Raw genomic sequence first — 25,661 nt, forward strand, 5'->3', positions numbered from 1 at the left:
CTTCTGGTCAAAGTAGGTGTTTGTAATAGGACGGACAAGAGGGGAAGCTGCAGCTTCCCCTCTTAGCATGTAGACAAAGCCTCGGTACAGGCGGAGGACAGCTCCTTTCCGGAGGCAGCGACTGGAGGCAAAGAGCTACTCTCCTCCGCGCCACTCCCCTTGGCCTGGGCAAGTCAGCGTCAGAATGTTACGCGGTTTCCGGTGACAACACACTCCGCTCTACAGCAGACACTTCCTGTTCTCCCTGCTGAAGCTGATACATGTGATAGTACTTGCCTCCCAGCCTCATCAATGCATCGTGGTCCCCCCGCTCCACGATCTCACCCCGATCCAAAACCAGAATCATATCAGCATTTTGGATCGTGGAGAGGCGATGGGCGATGATAAAAGTGGTCCGCCCCTTTTTCACCACATCCAACGCATTCTGAATCGTGGCTTCTGTCTCTGTGTCAATGTTGGACGTGGCTTCATCGAGAATCAGGATGGCCGGGTTAAAGGCAAGCGCACGGGCAAACGAGATGAGCTGACGCTGGCCCGCAGACAGGGTACTGCCTTTTTCGATCACCGGTTCGTCCACGCCGTTTGGCAAATGCTTCAGCACCCGATCACCGCCGATTTCGCTCAGTACCTGTTCCACCCGCTCCCTCGAGATGGCCGGATCGCTGAGCGACACATTGGACGCGATGGTTCCTGTGAACAAAAACGGGTCCTGCAGCACGATCCCCATATGCTCCCGCAAGGTTTGTCGAGGAAGCTCTCTAATATCCACGTCGTCAATGGTAATCCGGCCGCGCTGCACGTCATAAAAGCGAAACAGCACATTCAGGATCGAGCTTTTTCCGGAGCCGGTATGCCCCACAAGCGCTACCGTTTGTCCCGGCTTTGCTTCAAACGAGATGCCTTTGAGCACATACTCGTCTTCCTTGTAGGCAAACCATACGTCCTCAAACTTCACTTTGCCCTGATAGCGGTCCATCTTCTGATCGGATACATCTTCGCCCGGCTCGTCAAGCAAAACGAATACACGCTCCGCCGAAACCAACGCCGTCTCTAGATGGGGCAGTTGGTTGACGATGTTGACGATGGGCTGGAACAGGCGGTTCAGATAATCGACAAACGCGTACAGCATACCAAGCGAAATAACACCTTCCACCCCCGTGATCGAGATGCCGCCAAAGTACCAGATCATGGCGATAAAGGCGAGATTGCGAATGACGCCGACCAGATTGTGGCCGGTCAGGGCATTGAGACTGAGCAGCTTGCTCTTGTAGGTGAAAAGCCTCGTATTGTACATGTGAAAGTCCTGCTCTGTCTGTTTCTCTTTCCGAAACGCCTTGATGATCGTGATCCCCTGGATCGTCTCATTGATCATCGCGTTGATCTCACTGACTGTGGAACGGATCACCTGGTTAAACCGTTTGGCGAAACGACGGTACACATAGATCCAGATCGCCAGAAGAGGCACAATAAACAGGCAAATGGACGCAAGCCGTACATCCAGCATGAACAAAGCGGCAAACACCCCGATCATGTAAATCGCACCGGAGAAAAAGTTGGCCAATACGGTAACATACAGCTCGCGCGTCGTTTCCGTATCGTTGGTAATCCGCGATACCACTTTTCCGGCCGGAAGGCTATCGAAATAGTGGATCGGCAGCCTGTTCAAGTGGGCAAATACATCTGTCCGCATGTTTCGAATAATCCGGTTCGCTGTTGCTTGCAGCAGGTATCTTTCGCCATACGTGAACACGGACGATACGATCAGCAAGCCGAAGTAGAACAAGCATAGCTGAATCAAACCGCTCATCTCTGGTTGAAAGAACGGATAGAGCTGTTCCGTATCCAGCTTTTGAGCCGGATAAGTCTGCGTTTGGTTCCCTTTGGTAATCGCCAGCAAGCCATCTGCTGTGATGGAGCGTTCGCCGTCAAAGCCAACTGGCTGGCCGACAAAGTAATAATCCTGATTCACTTGCAGAACCCTAACCTCGGTACCGCGAGCCTCTCCTTCCGCAAAATGGTCAGCGCGTTTATATAACCTGCCTTCATACGGTACTGCATACGGTCCCTCCTGCTCGGTCTCGTACCAAGACTGCTCGATGCCGGAGATGTGCACATCAATCATCCGCTTGGCGATCAAGGGACCTGCCAGATCTGTTCCAACCGCCACTGCCAGCATCAACAGCGCAGCGATCAATTGCCATTTAAAATGCAGGGCGTATTTCACCAGCCGCTTGCCTGTTTTGGCTACACTTGCAGCGGTCCGGTCCATCTCCAAATCATATTGATCCATATCTGTCTCCATCCGGGATCACCCGCTCCCTGTCAGTTTTGCTTCTACCTGCTGGCGTGTGTACTGTTCCCAGTACCAACCACCCTTTTCCATCAACTGCTCATGAGTTCCCTGTTCTACGATGCACCCTTCATCCAGCACCAAAATCAGATCCGCATGCTGCACGGCGGAGAACCGGTGTGTGGTAATCAACGTGGTTTTACCCTTACGTGCCTTGCGGATATTGGCGATGATCTCTGCTTCTGTCCGTGCGTCAACCGCCGACATCGCATCGTCCAGGATCAGAATGTGCGGGTCAGCAATAAGCGCCCGCGCAATCGATACACGCTGTTTTTGGCCGCCGGACAGCGCCACCCCTTTTTCTCCAACCAGCGTGTCCACCCCCTCGGGCAGGTACGGCAAATCCTTTTCAAACGCAGAAGCAGTGACTGCTTCGTGGAATTCCTCTTCACTCGCATTGCTCTTGCCCAATAAAATATTGTTCTTTACCGATCTTGAGAACAAAAATTGCTCTTGAGGCACGTACCCCAGCCACGCTTTCAACTGGTCCAAGTCAATTCTCTCAATCGGAACACCCGATATGGTTATGCTGCCTTCACCCGGTGGGTATTCGCGCAGCAACTGTTTGACCAAGGTTGTTTTCCCACTGCCGGTTCGCCCTACAATGCCCAGTGTCTGCCCTTTTTCCAGCGTAAAGGAGATCTGCTGCAAGTTATCAATCCGGGAACTGGGATAACGAAAAGAAACGTTGTCGAATTGGAGCCGTTCGGGTGATTCGACGGGCAGTGTGTTTTCTGGTTCGGGAACATCAGGTTGATACCCAAGTGTCTCGTTTACCCGGTCGAGAGAGGCATTTCCCCGCTGCATGATATTGATCAGTTCACCAATCGCAAACATCGGCCAAATCAGCATCCCCAGATAGACGTTGAACGAGACCAACCCGCCAATCGTCAGTTCATTATGAAAAACGAGGTAGGCACCATAGCCAAGCCCGATCAAATAGCTAGCACCAACCAGGATCTTCACAGTCGGTTCAAACAACGCGTCAATACGAACCACAGCCAGGTTTTTCTGGAGCACATCTCTGGTCACACCGTCGAAATGCCGCTCCGACGCCCTCTCCTGAACGTAGGCGCGGATGACCCGGACGCCTGAGATCGTCTCCAGCACACCGTCATTCATGTCGCCAAACGCGTCCTGGGCCGCCGTAAACCTCGCGTGAATCCATTTTCCATAGGTATTGATCAGAGCCGCCATGATCGGCAACGGTAAAATAGCGGCCAGCGTCAGCTTCCACGAGATGAAGCAAACCATCGTCACCAGCAAGGTCGCCATCCAGACAGTAGAATCAATCAGCGTCAATATGCCAAACCCGGCTGTTTGCGACACCGCCTGCAGATCGTTGGTGCCCCGCGCCATCAGATCACCTGTACGGTTCCGCTCGTAAAAGGTAGGGGTCATCTTGAGGAAGTGACGCATCAACTGCGAGCGAAGCAACCGCTCTACGACAAATGCCCCTCCGAACAGCGTATACATCCAGACGTAGGTGATCGCGTACACGACTGCCGTAATGCCCAGCATCAGGAGCAGCGTCTGCACCATTTCTACCCAGGTCAACATCCCAAGCTGGATCGCGTCAATGGACGTGCCCACCAGCATCGGCGGAATCACCTCCAGAATGCCGACAAACACGAGCAGCGAAATGGCCAGCGTGTACCGTTTCCATTCTTGTTTGAAAAACCAGCCAAGCTTTTGCATGACCGCCAGCATGGTCTTCTCTCCTCTCTTTCATGGGCTGCTGGATAATAAAAAAACACATCACGACATCGCAATGTGCTTTGTCAGAACCATATAAAAAGCGCACGCCACGACAAATCGTGACCTGCGCCTGTTTTAACGAAGATGAAACAACAAATCGTTACACGGCTTTGCGGGTTAACAAGGAGGTCACATCATGCCTGATGAAGTTGTAAGCAGCTTCAAGCTTGCGAATCCGATTGATCAAGAGCATGAGTAAGCGCCTCCTTTGTAGATTGATGTAAATGCTACGTTACAAAAGTAACGTATCACGTATGGAAAACAATGTCAACGTTCTTTTCAAAAATCTTTTACTTGATAATGAACTAGCACAACGCCAATTCATCCATCGTTTCGTAGCCTATTAAAAAGTCCTGAACGACTGCGGTTCAGGACTTCTATCAAAAGGGACACGGAACTTCGCTACCCCGCGTTGTCCCCCATTAATTTTTTCAACTTGCTCTCTGTTGGCGAATGGGGATCTGGCGTATAGATGCTGCAGCGTAGATCGGAGCTGCCTTGCACCTGCAGAGATGTGAGGTGAAACTGCATCTTCCCTGCTTTTGCATGACGAAACTGGATCAATACCTCTGGAGCCGATTTTACCTCGCTCTGCTGCCAAAGATCGTCGAAGTCTGGGTGAATCGCCTTCATCTCTTCAAGGAACTGATCATACCAGTGATCCTCCGCATATTGACCGTAATACGCCCGGAAGATGGCGAGAAACCCCCTGACAAAATGCTCCCAGTTCACCGCCAATCGCTGTAGTTCTTTTCTGGTAAACAGCAGACGAATCATATTACGCTGCTCAAACGGGATTGTCCCAAAATCTAAAAAAACGTTGGCTGCCGCGTCATTCCATCCGACAATATCATAGCGCCTGTCGGAGATGATTGTAGGGCAAAATCGCAGCTCCTGCAAAATCTTTTGTAATGAGGGACTGATTTCAGGCGGTTCTTCCTTCCCTAAGTTTGCCGCTGAACCAGACTCCAATGCCAAGGCATAGAGATATTTGCGTTCGTCAATGGTCAACTGCAGCGCGTTTGCAATGCAATCCAATACCGAGGTTGACATTCTGATGTCTCGCCCTTGTTCAAGCCATGTGTACCAGGTGGTGCTGATCCCTGCCAGTTGGGCAACTTCTTCTCTCCGTAAGCCCGGCGTTCTGCGGCGAGTGCCGGAAGCTAATCCAACAGATTCGGGGAGGATCTTGGCCCGCTTCGCCTTCAAAAAAACGGATAGAGCTTGCCGTCTCGCTTCGCGATCCATGGTTTTTGCTCACCTTTTCATTTCCATTATCGTGGTACTGATTATACTATTATAATCTATAACTTGTAATAGGATAAATCACGTGAAAAGATAATCTTGTGATTTCTGCGTTAAGGGAGGGCAACGGTGATGGAAAGGGTCGTTATTACTGGGATGGGTGTAGTTTCGCCGCTAGGGAACACCGTAGACAGCTTTTGGAATCAATTAATAAACGGCAAGTCTGGCATTTCCCTCATTGATACATTTGACGTCTCCAGGCACAAGTCGAAAATAGCCGGGCTCGTTCGAGACTTTGATCCAGATGCGCTCTTGGGCCGCAAAGAAGCACGACGTATGGATCGCTTTTGCCAGTTTGCTGTGGTGGCTGCTCATCAAGCTTTGCAAGATTCGGGACTTTCACTAGAGCAGATGAATCGGGAACGTTTGGGCGTTTTTGTCGGTTCTGGCGTCGGCGGCATTCAAACCTTGTTGGGACAGGACACTGTTATTCGAGAGCGTGGCCCGGCGCGGGTAAGCCCAACTTTGGTACCCATGATGATTTCCAATATGGCGGCCGCCATGATCAGTATCGCATTTGGCGCATCAGGTCCCACCATGTCCCCGGTTACGGCTTGTTCCATTGGCAATACGTCGATCGGAGAAGCATTTCGCTTGATTCGTTCTGGGGGCGCGGATGCTGTCTTTGCTGGAGGAGCGGAAGCTGCTGTCACGGAAATATCTTTAGCCAGTTTTGGCAATGCCACCGCATTATCTGTCCAAAATGAGGAGCCATCCCGAGCCAGTCGTCCGTTCGATGCCAGACGAGATGGATTCGTGATGGCAGAGGGCGCAGGGGTGCTGCTATTGGAATCGCTTACCCATGCTCTGCGAAGAGATGCCCCGATTTATGCAGAAGTGATCGGCTATGGAGCCAGTTCGGATGCATACCATATGGTAGCGACCCATCCAGAGGGGATTGGCGCTTATCAGGCTATGAAACTAGCGATTCAAGAAGCCGGCATTGCCCCTAATCAAGTCGATGTAATCAGTGCACACGCTACAAGCACAGAGGTAGGCGATCGCTCGGAGACGCTGGCGATTAAAAGGCTTTTTGGAGATGACGCTTATCGGATACCGATTACAGCCAACAAATCGATGACAGGTCATCTGTTGGGAGCAGCTAGTGCGGTGGAAGCGATCGGTCTCGTAAAAACCCTTCAGCAAAACATCATCCCTCCGACGATTAATCAGGAGGAGAATGATCCAGAATGTGATCTCGACTATGTGCCCAATACAGCTCGTGAAGCCTCACTGAGCATTGGGTTATCCAATTCGTTCGGTTTTGGAGGGCACAATGCAGTGATCGTGTTAAAAGCCTACAACCAGTAATGTCGCATGTTGATGTTGCTCGTGAACCGCTCAGCAGCTCGGTTCTCGATTGATTATGAAGTGCGTTTTCAATTTTTGGTGGAAGCATTATCGGCAAGGCTAATACAAGCAAACCTTATCTCGAGTCTGTTATTTCCTTTACAGAAATAGTTGGAGCCAGCAAAAGCAACGTAAAGATAGAAGAAATCGCTTCTCAGTGATTTTATCATCATGAAAAAAGGTGAGAGACGTCTCACCTTTTTTGGATTGTTTGAGTCCAAACGAGTTTCCATCCTCATCTACAAATTGTGCGAAGAACCCAAACTCCATTTCGGTTGGATGCATCGTGAATTCCACTCCTTTTTCCGTTAACTGGCGATGGGCCCCATGGGGAATTCTGCTTTTACTACAAAACCAACTTTATTCAACCAAAATTCTTTTGCTTTCTCCTGATCGTCTACATAAATACTAACCGTTGCAATCTTCGATATCATTCATCGTCATTGTCGCGGTCGTCATCGTTGTCACGGTCGTCGTCATCGTCATCGTCAGGTCTGTTCGACCCTCCCGAATCATCGTCCGAGACCAGTCCCGCGTCAATGCTCATGTTTTCCTCGTTCACACCGAGAACAATCGATTTTGTCCAACCTTTGCTATCGGCATCCGAGTCGTCACTGCGGTCGTTACCTTCTTCCCGATCGGTAAATTCATAGTCATCGGGTAAAATGAAACGAATCCGGTAGGTGCCTGCCGAGAGTTCATCAAACTCATAGTAGCCTCTTTGCCCGTCAACCGTAGCGGTTTCCGTCGTTGCCACCAGATCCCCGTTCGCATCATAAAGCTTCACTTCAACACCATTCTTGCCTTTTTCGTCCTCATCTTGTTTGCCGTCTTCATCTTTGTCGATCCAGACGGTATCACCCAGTTTTGCTTTTCCGCCTTCTGCATCCGCCGTATAGACACCGGCGTCGATGGTCATATTGGCTTCATCGGCAGCGAGGACGATTGGTTTTGTCCAGCCTTCTTCGTTTGCGTTGGAGTCTGCGCTATCGTCTTCCCCTACTTCTGCCGTTGTATAGGTGTACCCGTCCGGCAGAATGAAGCGGATCAGATAGGTGCCCGCTGACAGTTGGTCAAACAGGTAGTACCCTGATTTTCCGTTGTGCGTCGCCGTCTTGGTTTGAGTGAGCAGATTGCCTGTGCCGTCGTACAGCTCGACCACCACATCATTTACACCTTCCTCATTGGCGTCCTGCAAGCCATCGTCGTTGGCATCGATCCATACGTAGTCGCCCAGTTTTCCTTTATTCGGAATGTAACCGGCATCGATGGTATGGTTCTTCTCTCCGTCCGCCAGAGTGACCGAACTGGATTGGCCTGTGGCAGGATCTGCATCGGAATCTTTCTCCGCATCGCCGCCCTGATTCCCTTTTGTCCACCCCTCATGGTGCAGGGATGACCCGAAACGGATCACATATGTGCCCGGTTCGAGATTGGGGAACAGGTAATAGCCCGGGTTGCCGTCGAAGTCATCGCCTGTAAAGGTTTCCGCCAACAGATCCCCTTGGGCGTTTAGCAGCTGTACGGAAATGCCGTTGATGCCTGGTTCGCCATTATCCTGTATGCCGTTTTCATTTTGATCGGACCATACATAGTTGCCGATTTCCGCTTTCGGGCTTTCATAGATTTCAATACCCACCTTCGGCGGTTCTGCAGGCAGCAGCTTCTGCCCGGAAACGGTCTCCAGCATGTAGCCAAAAGAGTTCCAGGCCACCTCTCCCCCTGTTGGGGCACCTACCGGAGCACGCATCGGCCACTGCATTTCCAGCTCATCGTTCGGTTCCAGGATATAATCAGGATCGAACACGAACTTCAGGGCGTTCACAGTGGTGATGTCGTTCGGGAGTGTTTCCTGCCATTCACCGTTATCGGCACCTGTGAGAGGGTTCATCGTAACATTCGATGTCGTCGAATAGTAAACCGTCACATAATCCGGCACGCTCACCGGCCCGACCAGGATCGGCCCCCATTCACTCTGGCGGCTGCCGTTGGTGGAGACAACACCTCTATCGCCAATCCGCGGCAGAGAATCGATGATCACCAGATTTTTGACTGACTCATTGCCCACATTGGTAATGATCAGCTTGTAGTTGGCAATACCGCCGGGAGCGGTTTCCCCAGTATCCGGATAACGGGACCAGTCACTGTCCAATTCCCCTTTGATCCACATCACCGATTGAATCGAGGCATTTGCCGAGACGGTTACTTTTGAGGTGCGTTCGATCACATACTTGCCGTCAGGTGGTTTGCAGTCAGGGCATTTGGAGTAGGTGAAGTCAACATCGTTCAGGTAAGGATCATCCGATGTAACCTGCACCTTGTTTACCACTTCACCTGACGAGGTTCCTGGCTTCACTTTGGCACGCAGCGCGATCACAAGCGATTCGCCTGGAGGCAGTGTGCTGTTCTCCCAGTGCCAGGTCAGTTTCTTGCTGCCGTCGTCAAGGTCCTCGCTGTTAAACGTGGGCTGTAGAAAGTCAGCCGGCGCGTCGGTCATTGACCAGCTATCTTCAGCGAGCTCCAGCTCAGCTGGCAAAATGTCCGTCAACAGCGGGTTGGTCAAGTCCGCACTTCCGTGAGAGCTGTTATCCAACTTGAGGGTATAGGTGACTTCCTCTGTTGGGTTAAGCGAAGAACGGCTTGCCGTTTTTTCCAGATCCACCAACGGTCGATCTTGTACAACCTCAATCGTGGAAGAGTCTGCGGCATTCTTGGTCTGCCCTGCGAACTCATACTCGAGAGTCGCCGTGTTGGTGATTTCTTTCGCTTCATCCGGACCTACGGGCAAATCTGCCGGCACACGATAGGTCATTTCGAACGCGCTTCTCTGGATGAAGTTAATCGGGAGATCGGCAAACTCAAACTTAACGCCTTTGATCTTCCCTGCTAGTTCACCGCTGACGGTTAACGTCTCGCTGGAGGAAGCGGAAACACCAGTTTTCCAGACCTGCCAGCTGGTTGCGTCCGTGCTCTTGGTATAGTAAATGTCATACGTTTGGATACCGGAGAACGTGGCTGTTTTCAATGCTTCCAGATCCAACTGGATATCATTGATCTCCCCTATAGCAGGATCAGTGGATACAGCCTTGGTTGGTGTCATGTCGACAATCGTGGCAGTCGGTATGGTTTGGTTAGACTTGTTTTCAAAACCGTTAATCGTAAATGTAACCGTCTGCCCCGGAGATACCTCTTCGTTGTACCAGAAATGCCCCTTGTTGATGGAAGCACCCAAGTCCTCCGAACCGGTCTGGAATCCATGATCCACCTGTGCCGTCAGCGTTTGTACGTCCTCACCCAAAGGGGGTAAACGTAGCCGTCACCTGGTTTACTGCCGTGTCATCGGGGAAATCTGCCGGGTATTGTACTTTTACCTTCAGCGTCTTCTCGTCTCTGGGGCTATCGCCCAAGTCCCAGGTAAGGGTATGTGCGTCCGGATCATAGACTCCTTTTGGCGAGGAAGCAGTAGGGTCCGAATCGTCATAGATTGCCCCCGGCGGCAGCGTATCGACGATCGTCACATCGGTGATGTCGAGAGCACCAGTAGATGAGCTGTTTTCCGAGAAAACAATCTCGTACTCCACTTCCGAACCTTTCATCGGATCGGGAAGAGGGCGGATTTTTTCTTTGGTGAGCTGCCAGTCCGCATTTGCCTCCGCGGTAACCGAAACATCGTTTGAAGGCTGCTCTTTGGGCTCTCCTTCGATCGTTGCTTCAAATGTACAATGCGCGGTTGCTGTGGTACCATTCGGTGTCTCGTAGTTAGGGAACCTTGCTTTTACGGTTAGGATACCAGTGGAACCCGCGGGCAGCTTGTCGTTTTCAAACCCGAAGGTAATGGTATTTGTTGCATCGTCAAAGGTTCCATGCGAAATATCGCTGTCGATGTGCGATACGTACTCGACACCCTGCGGAATCTCAAATACGATTTTCGGGGTTTCAAACTCGTACTGCATCGTGCTGGAAACGCTGTATCGGATCGTGTATTCAAACGTTTCCCCCGCTTTTACGTTTGTCTTGTTTACAGCAAGGTCAAGTACGATAAGTTCATCAGATGGTTCGGTTGCTAGCGGGGTTTCTAGATCGCCCGTTGGCGGGGTTTCTGGATCGCCCGTCGTCGGGGTTTCTGGATCCTCCGTTGGCGGGGGTTCTGGATCGCCCGTCGTCGGGGTTTCTGGATCCTCCGTTGTCGGCGTTTCTGGATCGCCCGTCGGCGGCGTTTCCGGAACCTCGGTCGTCGGCGCATCCGTTTGATCCGTCGTCGACGTATCCGGTTCGTCCGCACTCGGACTTGCTAATTCTGCCTGCACTGTTGTCTGGTTCTCTGCGTGTATAACTGCATGCGGCAGGATCATTTGCACGAGAAGCATGAAGATAAACACGATCACGTGCATGTTTTTCCTGCACTTCATCTGTTGCTACTCCCCTCCATCCACTAAATTCCCTTTCACAATCAATCGATGGGTGGGATTACGCGGCGGATCACACGTAATCAAGGTGATTTCCGCTGTATTCTCGGTATTGTCGAGAACCCCTATCTCATACGGTGTCACCAAAAATGAATCCGTAACGGAATAGACATAACCACCCGTGTCGGTTTGGATCCGGATGAGATCTCCACGAGACAGTTCATTCAATCTGCTGAACTGCTTGCCGTGCGTCCAACTCCGGTGACCAGCAAGAACCAGATTACCCACTTCTCCGGGTGTACGGTCTGGCTCCACCTTCCCGATCCCCAGTCGAAGCTGTTCTTCATCGGTACCTGGCAGGATAACCTCCTCCAGTCCAATCTTGTCGATGCTGATCACGCCAAGCACTTGATCATCTTCGGTTTTTGTACTTTCTATGGAGCCGGAAGAAACAGCAGTCAGCTCATTTGACGAAGTTTGCAGCGTAGTGAAAGGTTTTTCTTTGTGCTGTTTCCATTCGTTCAACAGCCGAGTTTGCTCTTTTTCCTGCCACCACCTGTCCGCAAAGGGATAGCAGATCAAAGAAATGCCCGAAAACAAAAACAACCAAATAAGGGCTGTGACGGCTCTCCCCTTGAAAAACGGCAATCGAATAGCGCTCCTCCTCCTTTCCTTGCCACGATTCTGGCTGCCTGGGCACCCCCTTGCATTCCGAGAGCGCACGGATGTTTCCATATTTTGGTCGATACTCTCGGAGTTATGAGTATAAAAAAACGTTCTAAACAATTTCTCAACCATTTTTCACGATCGGGTAGGGACTTGTTCGTTCTTTCGAAAGGGATATTGTATTAAGGGATATTGTATTAAGGAGGGGGGAGGTGGGGTTCTTCTCAAGGGCTTCAGCTTCGTCAGGTGCCTCCGTCACAATCGCGTGATCGAACGCAGGCAGAATCAATCATCTTTCTCTCCATTCACTTACAGGAGAAAAGAAAATAAAACCTTTCGATTGTATGGTGGTTAGTGGTTGGTGAGACCCTTAAAAAGAGCCGCGCGGATACGGCTCTTTTTTCTTGTTGCAAGAAACGATAGACAGTTCAGTGTGATATATCGCACTCTTCCCTTACCATACGCGGATGAAACCAGATTTTATGGAAGTTGAGCCAACCAGATGAGTTTATCGTAACCCCACGAACTGATCGATGGAAGGAGGTGCTTTTTTTTCGATGTACAAGATATAGAATGGAATACGTTTGCCTGATCAAATGCTCCAAGCGAGTAAGCTTACGGTGCCGTTCCAACTCGTCGGATTCACGAAAGATTGATTCAGTCGCCTTTGTTACGGCCTCTGCTGTTTGCTGGTCAAACGCAGACAAGAAGTAATTTTTTTGAAGATACATTTCCAACTCGCATATCTCGTCATCAACAAAGACGTTTCCATATAGCTGGCAGTCATAATCTGGTGAAGAATGGTGAATCGCCAGATGAGATGGCTCTCGAATATCTACTTCCATATCGATCCCAAACGACTTGCAGCGTTCTCTGATCCAGGCAGCATCTGTTTCGTGGTATTTCGTTGTTGTCAAACGGAACGTTTCACCTTGATAGCCGCTTGCGTGCAATAGTGCTGTGATTTCCCGTCGACCTAGACGGGTGTTCGCTCCCGTTGTCTGAGCAGAACCCATCATGTCCGCACGGAAACCTTGTGCCGGTGAGAACCGGTCCCCGCCTAGATCTGCTATCATCTGCTCCCGGTCAATGATATGGTGCAGCGCTTCACGGAAACTGGTGTGATTTTGCGGACCTACTTTCCGCTGGTTAAAGACAAGCAGCGTGCAGCAGGAGAACAGCGTCTCCATGTTGTGCCACTCAGCATCGCTTCTGCTCGACCCTTTCCATTGTGCTTTGGGAGTGTCCCCATATGAAGACATAATAGATGTCCACTCTGGCTCCTTCAATCGGCCGGGTTCCATACCAGGGAGCATCAGCACCTCAACCCGGTCCAGTTGCGGCCTGCCTTGAATGTGTGTCGGAAATGCCTCTAAACTGCAGATTCCCTCGTTGAAACGGACGATTCGGAATGGACCCGTTCCTACCGGTTTTTTCCCAAAGCCCACCTCATCTTTTTGCACAATATCTCTCGGAACAATACTGGAAGGAATGGTAGAGAGAAACCGCAGGAACAAGTGATTCGGTTCTTTTAAACGGATGCGTACCGTCTTATAATCCATCTCTTCCACCAGCTCAATATCTTGAAACATCCAGCTAGATTCGTAACGATCAGGCTGTAATCGGATCCGATCCAGAGAAAAAACGACATCAGCAGCAGTCAGTTCCCGACCGTGATGGAACATCACTCCTTTTTTCAGATGAAACATCCACTCTCGGCCATCATCACCGCTCTCCCAAGAATGCGCGATACAAGGCATGATCGTTCGACTGTCATGGTCATATGTCAAAAGTGTATTGAACACCTGGCCCGCGATATGTGAATCAAGACAGTAATAGATCAAACCAGGGTCTAACGTGACGATCGTTCGATACACGGGAAAACGAAGCGTATCCTGAAGTTTGTCAGAAACGGTTTTTGTGGAGAAGCCCATTCCTGCTGACAGCCAGTTTACATATCGGTTTTTGACCGCGTTTCCTCCGAACCGGTTCATCAGCTCGATCGCTTCTTTCACATCGCCCTGTTCCATCCTATGCTTCGCTTCCTGAAGCAGAATCTCATCCGAATCCGTGAGCAGCGTCAATACGGAGGTATGACCACGGCCCCGCCCTGGTTGCCACTTGATCCAGCCGAGTTCACAAAGTTTGCGAATGATCTGTTTGGCATAGCGAGGTGTGCAATGCCAGACGCCGGTTAGTTTTTCGACCGTGACGGGAAAGGGTGTGCCAATCTCTTGGGTTCCAAAAAACAGGCGAAGCTCTAAAAAATAAAGAATGATCGACATCGTGACCCTCATTTCTGGTGTAAAAGGTGAACAGATTCAAACAAATCATACCCTTTTTATCCCCTTTTGGACAGATATACTCAAGATAACGTTACTCAAAAACCAAACAAACAAATCGATCACCTAGACGTGACGAATCAAAAAGGGATGATGAACAAACATGAAGATCCACTTGAAGAAACTGCGTGACATGGCCGACTTTCATCCGGTTGCCTGGGGTGTAATCATCGGGACCTTTCTTTCCCGTACCGGTTTTTTTATGACGATTCCGTTTTTGGGCATTTATTTGGGTAAGGTCAAGGGGATCGATCCAGCCACAGTTGGGGCTATATTGGCAGCAAGCTTATTGGCAGGGACGGCAAGCAGCGTTTTGGGAGGGGCGTTATCGGATCGACTGGGCCGCTACCCCGTGATGATCTCTGCAATGGCTGCGTGGAGCCTTGTCTTGGTCGGATACGCCTACGCAGACGCATTGTGGCAGTTCTTCTTATTAAGTACGTTAAACGGCCTCTTTCGCAGCGTATTCGAACCGACGGCGAGAGCACTGTTGGCCGATGTCACTCCAGCCCAACGTCGTGCAGATGCCTTTCATGCGAGGTATTTTGCGATCAATATGGGTGGAGCGATCGGACCATTATTGGGTTTGAAACTGGGGGCAGGCAGCGCTTCAGCGTTTTTGCCGTTTTTGGTAAGCGCGGGCATATTCGCTGTCTACGCCGTCGTGTTGGTGGTTTTCATGATCACGTTCAATCAAAAGATGGAAAAGGCATCCACTACTGTCCCGTTGAGGCAAATGGTTCGGATTGTTTTCACTGACCGCGTGTTTCTTTATTTCCTGCTGGGAAACGTGTTTGTGGCGGGAGCCTATTCTCACTTGGATACGACGCTGTCGCAGTTCATTGGTCATGACCGGATCGAAGCGTATTCCTTTCTATTCGTGATCAATACGCTGTCTGTATTGGTCCTTCAGTATCCCCTGGCAAAACTGATGAAACGCTTCTCATCTATAACGGCGTTAAAGGTTGGCTGCTTGTTGTTTGGACTGGGTCTGTTCGGATTTGGTCTTTTTGAAGATATGCTGATGCTCGCGTTGTCTATGGTGGTATTTACGACTGGTGAAATCTTGTGTTTTGTCATTGGCGATGTGCTGATAGGAGAAATTGCTCCTGAACATTTGAGAGGGACATATTATGGCGCCAGTGGCTTTGCTTTTATCGGGCAGAGTGTTTGCACCTGGATTGGCGGCATCTTGCTCCAACTATTAGGATTCAGTCAAGGCCCCCTGCTATTTGGCATTCTCATGCTGCTTACGTTCTTGGCCTTTCCGTTCTTTCGCAGAGGACAGCAATTATGGGAGCAGCAGCAGGGCATTGAGCAGGCCGGAAGTGTAGCTGTAGAAGTGAAGTAAAAAAGCGCAGGTAACACTCGCTTGGCTATTCGGACGGTGAGAAGATTGATTTACCTGAGCCTCTCACGACGTGATTTTTCGTCGCCACTCAATGGAAAATTGCTATTACTTGTGATAAGGTTATCGGTGGTGTCTGTGTACGTTGCTATTAGATCCATTCTTCTCCCCTATTATCTCCACATGCAGCCCAAGATAAATGCTCCCACAGGAAGGAATATTAATAGGAAAGTATGAGTAGTGTCCAATCGATTGCCAATATGATGCGAGCACGAAATAAACCTGCCCTAAAGTATGTTGTCATCATCATCCTGTTTGTTTCTGTTCTCCTTAGTCTGCGGTGGCTCTGGTCCGAAGTGTTTTATGCGGCGGAGCAGCCCCGTGCGGTTCAAGGAGTACTCGACATGCGCGGCTGGCACTTCGCGGAAGCACCTCCTATCAAGCTGAATGGCGAATGGCAGTTTTTCCCCAGTGCATTCATCTCGCATGAAGAGACATCACAAGAAACCGTAGACAACCCGCGTTATGTGCAAGTTCCGGGAGATTGGCGAAGTGCTTTTCCGGAAGACTCGGAATCTTCGTTTGGTTACGGGACGTACCGATTGCGGATCTTGGTCGATGATTTTTCTCTGGATCAACCCTATACCTTCTGGATTCAGGATATTCAGGCCTCTTCCAATGTTGAAGTCAACGGGGAGAGGCAAGTTGCATTTGGCCCTCCTGCAGAACGTGCAGAGGAGTACAAGCCAAAGAATGTCTCCTATACCGTATCGCACACATCAGATGGGGCGAAAGAGATCGAGCTGCTTGTGCGCGTGGCTAACTTCGACAACCCGTTCCATGGCGGGATTATCAGACCGATCCATTTCGGCTCGCAGGCAGCGATCGATACGGAACGCTGGTATTCCATCGGTTTTCAGCTCGTTACCTTCATGGTGCTGATGCTGCATGCGTTTTACGCCTGCATCTTGTACTTGTTCAATCCGCGGCAAAAGGCGTTCCTTGTCTTCTTCCTGCTGCTCTTGACCGCGGCCATCTCAGTTGTCTCCAATAACGATGACATACTCATGATATGGCTGCCGATCAACTATGCCTGGGCCCTGAAAATCAGCCTGCTCTCCTACCTGTGGCTGTCTTTTCTGACCCTGCTGATGGCCAGAGCGTTTTCCGGATATGCGTCTCAACTCAAGTTGTTCCGGACATATACCGCTCTGCTTGCCCTGTATTCGTTGTTTGTGCTGGCCGTGTCTCCGCCGCTCATTTACTATTCGATCGAAGCAAAGGTATTCGTAGTGCTGTACCTGTTTCCATTGGCCTGGTTTGTCTGTCTGATCGGGAAAATGGTGATCCAAAATGATCACGACGTCATCTTTCTGCTGCTTGCGGCCACCAGCGTCGTATCCGGTGTAGTCTGCGGGATGTGCAATTTTTACCAGGAAGTGACCAGCGTCTTCTATCCGATCGATGTAATGGCGGCCATCGTCGGCTTTTCCGCTTACTGGTTTAAAAAGTACTTCCGCAACTCCGAGGAGAACGCCAAGCTGAACGAGCAGCTTAGACAGGCTGACAAGCTGAAGGACCAGTTTCTCGCCAACACATCGCATGAGTTAAGAACGCCGCTGCACGGCATCTTAAATATCGCGCGGAACATCGCGGACAAAGAGCAGCATACGATGGACGCCAAGAGTCTGGAGGACATGGAGCTGCTGATCACGATCAGCCGGCGGATGTCGCATCTGCTGGACGATCTGCTGGACATCTTGCGGCTCAAGGAGAAGCGCATCGTGCTGCAGCAGGAGCCGTTGGCCCTCCAATCGGTCGTTTCCGGCGTCTTTAGCATGCTCAAGTTTATGGCAGACGGCAAACCCGTTCAGCTCAAGATGGAGATTGCGGAATCGATGCCGCCCATTATGGCGGATGAAAAGCGGCTGGTGCAGATTTTGTTCAACCTGCTGCATAACGCGCTCAAATACACCGAGGAAGGGACGGTTGCCGTTTCTGCCGAAGCACGGAACGGACACGCCATCATACGAGTGTCCGACACCGGAGTGGGCATAGACGAGGAGACACAGACACGTATTTTCATGCCTTACGAGCAGGGAGCTAACCAACTAAGCGATGGACGAGGATTCGGGCTCGGCTTAAGCATTTTGCAAGCAGTTGGTAGAACTCCACGGCAGCGAATTGAGCGTTGGCTCCAAAGCAGGGCAAGGCTCCGTATTCAACTTTTCGCTTCCGTTGGCCGAAACGCAAGGGTTGCCATCAATTCGGGACGTCTCCGATCATCACACTAACGGATTGGAGGAAATCGCGGCATCACGGGTCTTGTCAGATGATGCCTCGGCTCATGCGTGGTCTTCGCTGCCGCTTACCGTGCCGCCTGCTGGTGACGAAAAGGCGAACCTGCTCATCGTCGATGACGATCCTGTCAACCTGAAGGTGCTAATCGGTATGCTTTCGTCGGAGGCGTACAACGTGAGAACGGTGACATCAGCTCGGGAAGCGCTGGAATGGCTGGCTATAGAACAATGGGATATGCTCATTGCCGATGTGATGATGCCACATATGTCTGGCTACGAGTTGACGCAAAAGGTGAGGGAGCGCTTCTCCGCTGCAGAACTTCCGGTTTTGCTGCTGACCGCGCGGAGTGAGCCTGCAGATATCTACACCGGTTTTATGTCCGGGGCTAACGATTACGTCACCAAGCCGGTCGACGCCATGGAACTGAAATATCGCATCTGGTCGCTCACAACGTTGAAGCAATCGGTCAATGAACGGCTGCGCTTGGAGGCTGCTTATCTGCAGGCGCAAATCCACCCCCATTTTCTGTTTAACACCCTGAACTCGATCATGGCGCTGAGCGAATGGGATACGGATAGAATGCGCAAACTGGGCGATGCCTTTACATCCTATCTGCGGATCAGCTTTGATAACCGCCGGAGAGCTAGTCCCGCTTTCCCACGAACTGGATCTGGTCCGTGCCTATCTCTATATCGAGCAAGAGCGCTTCGAGGACAGGTTGTCCATCGTGTGGGAGGTTGATCCAGATCTCGATCTGCTGCTTCCGCCACTTACGATCCAGCCGCTCGTGGAAAATGCGGTCCGACATGGCGTGCTAAGCCAAGCCAAAGGGGGGACGGTGCAGATCCGAATTCTCCGCCAGGCTGATGCGACGTATATCGAGGTAAAGGACGACGGCACGGGGATGGAGCAAGAGAAGATCCGGTATGTTTTGGATACGACGAGGAAGCATCAAGGTGGGATCGGGTTGTGCAATACAAATCGGCGGTTGACGCAAATGTACGGGAAGGGATTATCCATACAGAGCAAGGCAGGCGAAGGGACGGTTGTTTCGTTTGTTATTCCGGACCGCGACTGGCGTGAGCGTGATTAGGGATGGTAGGCTTCGCTTTGAGATGACCGGAATTGTCAATATCGCGATCAGAAAGTCATAGAGAACTTCGACCAAACGGATTATGAATCTGCATTTATCACTCTAATCGGCCAAAAGGAAGCGAAAAGCTGACGGCGGTTTGTCAGTTGGCAGCCTTAGGCCTTTTTTTATGTCCATGAGACGGAAGCTTTACCCATTTCACACAACCGGCGCACCTATTCCTCAAAATAGGGTGACTCATTATAAAAGTGGTCACACTGGATGAAAGAGCACGAATCATGAAAAGAGCGAACATTCAACGTTTTTTGCTTCATTGGAATGATTGGCACGCTTCTTGCTAAAAATCTGCATAGAATTCCATACTTCACGACCAAAGGAGATTCGTCATGAACCTGGTAGCCAACGTATACCGAGGGGATGCGGTAGAAAGCACGCACCTCGGTCATGTAGCTGTCGTCGATGCAAACGGAACCTTGCTTTATTCCTACGGTGATCCTCATCGCCAAACGTTCGCCCGTTCCAGCATGAAGCCGATCCAAGCGATCCCAATCGTCGAGACGGGGGCAGCGGACAAGTTTGGACTGGAGCCAGCGGACCTGTCTCTCTGTTGTGCTTCGCATAGCGGCGAGCCGCGTCATCGCTCCCGAGCGATGGAGATGCTGATTCGCGCCGGTCAGCCGGAAGAGATCCTGCGATGTGGAACCCATGTGCCTCGTGACGAGGAGAGCTATAAGGAACTGATTCGCGCGGGCAAGCCATTAACCCCCATCTACAGCAACTGCTCCGGCAAGCATGCCGGCATGATTGCGACAGCCGTCCACATGGGAGAAGAGGTAACCACGTACCATCTGCCTGAGCATCCTGTGCAGCAGCGTATATTGGATGCGGTCGCCGATCTGACATCCTACCCACAGGAGAAGATCGTCCTCGGGACGGACGGATGCGGCGTTCCTGTGCATCGCCTGCCACTAGCTCATTACGCCTGGGCCTACGCCAAAATGGCCAAGCCGGACGTGATCGCAAATCCGACGCGCCGCCAAGCAGTCGTCCGCATAACGGATGCGATGATAGCCCATCCGGAAATGGTCGGCGGCAACCAGCGCTACTGCACCGACTTGATGATCGCCTTCTCCGGGCGGATTTTTGGCAAAGCAGGTGCAGAGTCTGTATACTGCCTGGGTGACCGTCAGACAGGGATCGGCATCGCCGTGAAGATCGAAGACGGTGGACCACGCGCCATCTACGCTGTGGTCAATGAAGTACTTCGCCAACTGGGCATCGGCTCAGATGGCCCGCTTGAGCAGCTTGCACAATACACCAATCCTACCGTCAAGAACATGAGCAGCAACGTGGTAGGACGCATTGAAACAGTATTTGCGCTGAACAGAGAAAATAGATCACTCGGCGTGTAAAAGGTCGTTGTTCTCGACGCCCGTTTACGCATATACCATGTAATCCAAAAAAGGGGGAAATCCAGTGATGAATCTGGACAAAGGATGGAAAATACTAGGCATAGCAGCTTTGCTGATCTCGCTTGTCATGGCAGGCTGCAGCCCGTCTGCCGCGCCGACAGAACCGGGAAAACAGCAGACGGGGGAACCTGGAGGAGAAGCTGATCTATCGGCCATGCTTCGCTTAAACCTGAAAACGGAACCGCCTTCTCTCGATCCGCCAAAAGGCTTTGACAGTACCTCCAATGAAGTGCTGAACGCTACAATGGAAGGCCTTGCCCGGTTGGACAAGGATCACAAGCCGCAGCCAGCAATGGCAGAAAAGTGGGAAGTGAGCGAAGACGGCAAAACCTACACCTTTACGCTTCGCGACAGCAACTGGTCCAATGGGGATCCGGTAACGGCGCATGACTTTGAGTTTGCCTTCAAACGCATCGTCGATCCGAAGAACGCCTTCCCGTCCGCTTTCCTCGCCTATTACATCGAAGGAGCGGAAGCCTACAACAAAGGCGAAGGCACAGCCGACGATGTCAAGGTAAAGGCCATCGACGAGAAGACGCTGGAAATCAAGCTGAGGTCTCCAGCAGGGTTCTTCCTGCACATCTTGACCCAGCCAACCTTCTTTCCGGTGAACAAAAAAGTGGTGGAAAGCAATCCCAACTTTGCGGCGGAGGCATCTACCCTCGTGAGCAACGGTCCATTCAAAATTACCGAATGGGTGCACGATCAATCTGTGAAAGCGGAAAAGAACGACGGTTACTGGGATAAGGATTCCGTGAAGTATGCCGGCATCGATTGGGTGATGGTAAATGATGAGAACACGCAATACCAGATGTATAAAACAGGCCAGCTGGACATGATCCAAACCGTACCCAACGACATGAAGAAGCAACTGATCGATTCCGGAGAAGCGAAGGTAGAACCGGAAGCAGCCGTTTACTTTTACCGGATGAACGTCAAGATGGAACCGTTCCAAAACGCCAACATCCGCAAAGCATTTGCGCTGGCGATCGACCGTCAAGCGCTGATCGACAACGTCGCCCAAGGAAAGCAGCTTCCTGCACTCGCGTACATCCCGGTCGGCTTTCCTGAGCCAGACGGCCGCGATTTCCGTGAAGTCGGCGGCGATTATATCAAGGACAACGATATAGAACAAGCTAAAGCGCTGCTGAAAAAAGGGATGGAGGAAGAAGGCTACACCACACTTCCGCCCATCACGCTCACTTACAACACCAGCGATGCTCACAAACAGATCGCGCAAGTGCTGCAAGAGATGTACAAGAAAAACCTGGGTGTTGACGTGAAGCTGGAAAACAAGGAATGGAAAGTGTTCCTGGCAGAACAGCGCGCTCGTCAGCTGCAAATCTCCCGTTCCACGATCCCGGCAGATTACGGCGATCCGCTCAACTTCCTGGAACTGTTCGTAACGGATCACCCCGGCAACCGGATCAACTACAGCAACAAAGAGTACGATGCGCTGGTGGAAAAAATCCGCAATACGTCGGACGAAACAGAACGATTCCAACTGATGCACGACGCCGAGAAGATGTTCATGGACGATATGCCGCTTGTTCCACTTTACTTCAATACCAAGGTGTTCATGGATCAGCCAAAAGTGAAAGGCATTATCCGTCACCCCGTTGGAACGCTCGACTACAAGTGGGTCGAAATTTTAGGAAATTAGTGTTTTTTGAACATTCATACTACAATGCGAGGACAAGGGCCTTCTATACCTGCCCTTGTCCTCACTATACATCTTGGAGCGGGTATGATGGATAAAAAAACGGTAACCTTTGTTGCGAAGATGGACGAATTTTTGCAATCGGTGGTAAGCCAGTGTCATGAGTTGGGCATTACACAAGACTTTCATATTGAAGGCCGGCGGGTCGACCAACTTCCTTATCGGCCGATTGGCGAAGGCTCGCTGGTCGTGCTGTCCACGAGGAGCATCTACGACCAGGTGGAGCCGTATTTGCCGCAAGGTTCCGAGGTGATCGTCGCCAAGCGGATGCTGCCTTATCACAACCTGCGGGAAATGCTGGAGATTCCAAAAGGCGTCAAGGTGCTGCTGGTCAGTGATACGGCCGAGACGGTGGAAGAGACGATCAGGCTCCTGATCGCATCGGGAGTAGATTTTGATCTGTATCCCTACTACCCCGGATCCGATTATCCGCTGGACATTGAAATCGCCGTGACACCGGGCGAGGCAGAGCATGTCCCTTCGACGATTCGCAAGGTCGTGGATATCGGCTTTCGGGTGATCGACCTGTCTACATGGTTGGAGATTTACGCCCATTTTGAGAACGGCAATTTTCAAAAGGTAACATCTCGCACCATGCAGTCACTCATTTACATTACCAAGGAACTAAACAATGAAATTCTCCATGCCCGCTTGCTGCAAATGTATCTGGAGGGCATCGTCAACCGGATCGAAGACGCAGTGATTGCCTTGGATGAGCAAGAAGTGATTCGCTTTATCAATCAGAAAGCGATCGATACGCTTCATCTGCCCGGACCTGGCGTACAAGGGGAGAAAGCGGCTCTCTGCCTGCCGGAAGACTTTATGGAGACGGTTCGCAACTGCGATGAGAATGAAGAGGTGCTCGTCGATTGGGCTGGCCGGACCTACTTTTTCCGAAAAATGCACATCGTCATGGAAGGGCGATATTTGGGGAGCCTGCTTTTGTTCCGAAAGGCGGCTGAAATCGAAAAGATGGAGCACGACTACCGGATGCGCCTGTACAGCAAGGGCTTGATCGCCAAGTACAGCTTCGACGAGATTTACGGAAAGAGCCAGTCCTTTCAACAGGTCATCCAGATCGCCAAAAAAATCGCCCGCAGCAATTCCACCGTGCTGCTGCTCGGCGAAACCGGAACAGGAAAAGAATTGCTGGCACAGGCGATTCACAACGCTTCTCAGAGGAAGCGGGAGCCGTTTGTCGGCGTCAACTTTGCCGCTATCTCTGAATCTCTGCTCGAAAGCGAGCTGTTTGGTTATGAGGAGGGGGCATTTACTGGAGCGCGAAAGGGCGGACATATCGGCTGGTTTGAACTGGCGCACAAAGGGACGATTTTTCTTGACGAGATCGGCGATGCCAGCGGAGCGATCCAGAACCGGTTGCTGCGGGTGCTGCAAGAGCGGCAGATCATGCGTGTAGGCGGCAACAAGGTGATCCCGATCGACATCAGGGTAATCGCCGCCACCAATCAGGATTTGCAGCAAATGGTGAAAGAGGGGAGGTTTCGGGCAGATCTGTATTACCGACTTAACATTTTGCCGATTCATCTGCCGCCCTTGCGAAAACGGGCAGAAGATATTCCATGGTTGGTAGAAGTGTTTACTCGTCACTATTGTGTCGATTTGAGACGCCCTCCGTTTACACTGTCGCCTGAAGCGTTGAGGGCAATGCAGGAGTATGACTGGCCGGGAAATGTCCGCGAGCTGGAAAATGTCGTAGAGTATCTGGCTCATGTAGTGGACGATGAGGTTTATACGGACCATCTGCCCTTTTTGCTGACCGCCTCCGAGGTCCCGGTATGGCAAGCAGAAGGTTTGCAGCACCAGTGCGAAGGTATCTATCGAGCGTATGAAAGCAGAGGGTTTTTACCCGAAATGACCGCCATTCTTGAGGAGTTGTCCATGTGTGGAGGCGGGAGGTACGCTCTATCGGAGCAGCTGCGCGAGCGAGGCTTCAACTTGACATCACAGCAGCTTCGCTACCGTCTGAAAATGCTTCAACAAGATGAACTGATCTATGTCGGGAAGGGCCGGCAAGGGAGCAGCATCTCTTCAAAGGGAAAAGCGTTTCTTACTTTTGCAAGCAAGCTGCCAGATAGGGGGGAATCGAGATGATCGAAAACTGGAAGGAAAGAGCGGCAGCACAGCGGGAAACTTTTCTAGCAAAACTGATCCCGTTTTTGTCGATCAACAGTATCGAGGACATGACGAGCGCGTCAGCAGGCAAGCCGTTTGGGGCAGGCGTGGCAGAAGCGCTAGAATACCTGCTCAACCTGGGAGAGGCGCACGGCTTTGCGACAAAAAACCTGGATGGCTATGCCGGATACGTGGAGTACGGCCAGGGTGAAGAGGAAATCGGTGTTCTCGTGCATGTAGATGTGGTGACAGTAGGAGAGGGATGGACGACTCCTCCTTTTGAACCAGACATTCGGGGAGAAAAAATCTACGCCCGCGGTGCACTCGATGACAAAGGGCCTGCGCTGGCTGCTTTTTTTGCCTTGCAACTGCTGAAGGAGTCGGGAATGCCGATTTCCAAGCGAATTCGGCTGATCATCGGTACCGACGAAGAGAGCGGCTGGCTCTGTATGAAGCATTATGCCAAGGTGGAAGGACTGCCGGAGGTCGGGTTTTCGCCGGATGCATCCTTCCCAATCATCCATGCGGAAAAGGGGCAGATCAACCCGTCGCTGGCGATCGCGCCTGACATTTCGGCAGATGATACTGCCGTCTGGAAGCTGATTTCGTTTCTCTCCGGTGACCAGGGAAACAGCGTGCCGGAAAAAGCAGTTGTCATTGTTTCTCTACCGCGCGAAGCAGACGAAGAACGTACCGTTCGGGATGTGCAGCAGAACTGGCAGGTGCATCTTGCCGCGCACGGGGTGAGCGGAGAACTAATCCCGGGCGATGACGGTACGCTCCGGTTTTACGTAAAGGGGAGAACAGCCCATGGAATGGAGCCGCAAAAGGGGCTGAATGCGGGAACGATTGCTGCCAGCTTCCTATGGCGCTATCCGTTTGCCGGTTCAGACCGTGTGTTTCTGCAGTTACTAGGCGATGTACTGCACGGGGATCACTACGGTATGAAGCTGGGACTAGCCTGTACGGATGAAGCGACCGGACCCCTGACGGTGAATGCGGGAATCCTGACCTACAGCCGCAGCGACGGCGGTTCTGTCAGACTGAATATTCGCTATCCTGCTACGATCAATCCGGAAGAGTATGTCCAAAAGCTAAAGGAGCGAGCCGCGCAGATTGGCGTTACCATCTCCAGCTTGCGGACGTCCCGCTCTCATTACGTCCCGAAAGATCATCCTGTTATTCAAACTCTCTCCCGCGTCTACACCAAACATACGGGAGAAGAAGCAGCACTGCTCTCATCGGGCGGCGCAACTTATGCCAAATCGTTGAAAGCGGGGGTCGCATTCGGTCCGCTCTTCCCCGGGAAACAGTCGATGGCCCATCTCATCGATGAGTACGCGGAGATTGACGATTTGCTCCGGGCGATGGCTATCTATGCAGAGGCCATGTACGAGCTGGCCAAATAACACGTTGT

At 51.4% G+C, this 25,661-nt stretch carries 16 protein-coding genes and 1 pseudogene; 9 read left to right on the plus strand and 8 right to left on the minus strand.

Annotated features, from left to right (window positions below; all coding sequences use genetic code 11):
- Window positions 1-187: 187 nt before the first annotated feature.
- The 3 genes from LOK74_RS20260 to LOK74_RS20270 all read right to left on the minus strand — a co-directional run bounded on the left by LOK74_RS20260 (window position 188) and on the right by LOK74_RS20270 (window position 5,356).
- Window positions 188-2,302, minus strand: a complete 2,115-nt coding sequence (locus tag LOK74_RS20260) for an ABC transporter ATP-binding protein (protein ID WP_277613398.1) — start codon at window positions 2,300-2,302, stop codon at window positions 188-190.
- A 6-nt stretch (window positions 2,303-2,308) separates the two neighbouring features.
- Entirely contained in the window at window positions 2,309-4,060 is a 1,752-nt protein-coding gene (locus LOK74_RS20265) for an ABC transporter ATP-binding protein (protein ID WP_230043800.1), read from the minus strand.
- Between the two features lie 450 nt (window positions 4,061-4,510).
- On the minus strand, window positions 4,511-5,356 hold the full coding sequence (locus tag LOK74_RS20270; protein WP_230043801.1) for a helix-turn-helix transcriptional regulator: 846 nt from the start codon (window positions 5,354-5,356) through the stop codon (window positions 4,511-4,513).
- Window positions 5,357-5,485: 129 nt separating this feature from the next.
- On the opposite strand from LOK74_RS20270, the gene fabF reads away from it, so the two are divergent.
- Window positions 5,486-6,724 (plus strand): beta-ketoacyl-ACP synthase II, encoded by a 1,239-nt coding sequence (gene fabF / locus LOK74_RS20275; protein WP_230043802.1) that lies wholly within the window; start codon window positions 5,486-5,488, stop codon window positions 6,722-6,724.
- 246 nt (window positions 6,725-6,970) lie between these two features.
- On the opposite strand, the pseudogene LOK74_RS20280 reads toward fabF, so the two are convergent.
- The 5 genes and pseudogenes from LOK74_RS20280 to LOK74_RS20300 form a co-directional block, all read right to left on the minus strand.
- Window positions 6,971-7,197, minus strand: a pseudogene (locus tag LOK74_RS20280) (VOC family protein); the annotation flags it as partial.
- On the minus strand, window positions 7,194-10,061 hold the full coding sequence (locus tag LOK74_RS20285) for an SdrD B-like domain-containing protein (protein ID WP_230043803.1): 2,868 nt from the start codon (window positions 10,059-10,061) through the stop codon (window positions 7,194-7,196). The pseudogene LOK74_RS20280 and the gene LOK74_RS20285, both read right to left, overlap by 4 nt.
- Window positions 10,054-11,172, minus strand: coding sequence for an adaptor complexes medium subunit family protein (locus tag LOK74_RS20290; protein ID WP_230043804.1), 1,119 nt, complete (start codon window positions 11,170-11,172; stop codon window positions 10,054-10,056). The genes LOK74_RS20285 and LOK74_RS20290 overlap by 8 nt, the downstream gene beginning before the upstream one ends.
- A gap of 6 nt (window positions 11,173-11,178) precedes the next feature.
- Window positions 11,179-11,817, minus strand: coding sequence for a class D sortase (locus LOK74_RS20295; protein ID WP_230043805.1), 639 nt, complete (start codon window positions 11,815-11,817; stop codon window positions 11,179-11,181).
- Window positions 11,818-12,263: 446 nt separating this feature from the next.
- Window positions 12,264-14,120 carry an SgrR family transcriptional regulator gene (locus LOK74_RS20300; RefSeq protein WP_230043806.1) on the minus strand — a complete coding sequence of 619 codons (1,857 nt, stop codon included), beginning with the start codon at window positions 14,118-14,120 and terminating at the stop codon, window positions 12,264-12,266.
- A gap of 160 nt (window positions 14,121-14,280) precedes the next feature.
- Between LOK74_RS20300 and LOK74_RS20305 the strand changes: the two genes are divergently transcribed.
- From LOK74_RS20305 to pepV, 8 genes are all read left to right on the plus strand, one after another.
- A complete protein-coding gene (locus LOK74_RS20305; protein WP_230043807.1) occupies window positions 14,281-15,528 on the plus strand; it encodes an MDR family MFS transporter in 1,248 nt (415 codons plus the stop codon).
- A 230-nt stretch (window positions 15,529-15,758) separates the two neighbouring features.
- Window positions 15,759-17,819 (plus strand): HAMP domain-containing sensor histidine kinase, encoded by a 2,061-nt coding sequence (locus LOK74_RS24280; RefSeq protein WP_338148620.1) that lies wholly within the window; start codon window positions 15,759-15,761, stop codon window positions 17,817-17,819.
- The gene (locus tag LOK74_RS24285; protein ID WP_338148621.1) at window positions 17,782-18,567 is read left to right on the plus strand and encodes a response regulator; all 786 of its coding nucleotides are present in this window, start codon (window positions 17,782-17,784) and stop codon (window positions 18,565-18,567) included. Before LOK74_RS24280 ends, LOK74_RS24285 begins: the two co-directional genes overlap by 38 nt.
- Complete coding sequence (locus tag LOK74_RS24290) at window positions 18,554-18,919, plus strand: sensor histidine kinase (RefSeq protein ID WP_338148622.1); 366 nt, start codon at window positions 18,554-18,556, stop codon at window positions 18,917-18,919. Before LOK74_RS24285 ends, LOK74_RS24290 begins: the two co-directional genes overlap by 14 nt.
- A 386-nt stretch (window positions 18,920-19,305) precedes the next feature.
- On the plus strand, window positions 19,306-20,331 hold the full coding sequence (locus tag LOK74_RS20315; protein ID WP_230043808.1) for an asparaginase: 1,026 nt from the start codon (window positions 19,306-19,308) through the stop codon (window positions 20,329-20,331).
- 67 nt (window positions 20,332-20,398) lie between these two features.
- Window positions 20,399-22,054, plus strand: a complete 1,656-nt coding sequence (locus tag LOK74_RS20320; protein ID WP_230043809.1) for a peptide ABC transporter substrate-binding protein — start codon at window positions 20,399-20,401, stop codon at window positions 22,052-22,054.
- A gap of 87 nt (window positions 22,055-22,141) precedes the next feature.
- On the plus strand, window positions 22,142-24,223 hold the full coding sequence (locus tag LOK74_RS20325; RefSeq protein ID WP_230043810.1) for a sigma-54 interaction domain-containing protein: 2,082 nt from the start codon (window positions 22,142-22,144) through the stop codon (window positions 24,221-24,223).
- Window positions 24,220-25,653: a dipeptidase PepV gene (gene pepV / locus LOK74_RS20330; protein WP_230043811.1), complete on the plus strand. Its 1,434-nt coding sequence runs from the start codon at window positions 24,220-24,222 to the stop codon at window positions 25,651-25,653. The genes LOK74_RS20325 and pepV overlap by 4 nt, the downstream gene beginning before the upstream one ends.
- Window positions 25,654-25,661: the final 8 nt, after the last annotated feature.

It is taken from the genome of Brevibacillus humidisoli (assembly GCF_020923435.1).
In the GTDB taxonomy this organism is placed as follows: domain Bacteria; phylum Bacillota; class Bacilli; order Brevibacillales; family Brevibacillaceae; genus Brevibacillus_E; species Brevibacillus_E humidisoli.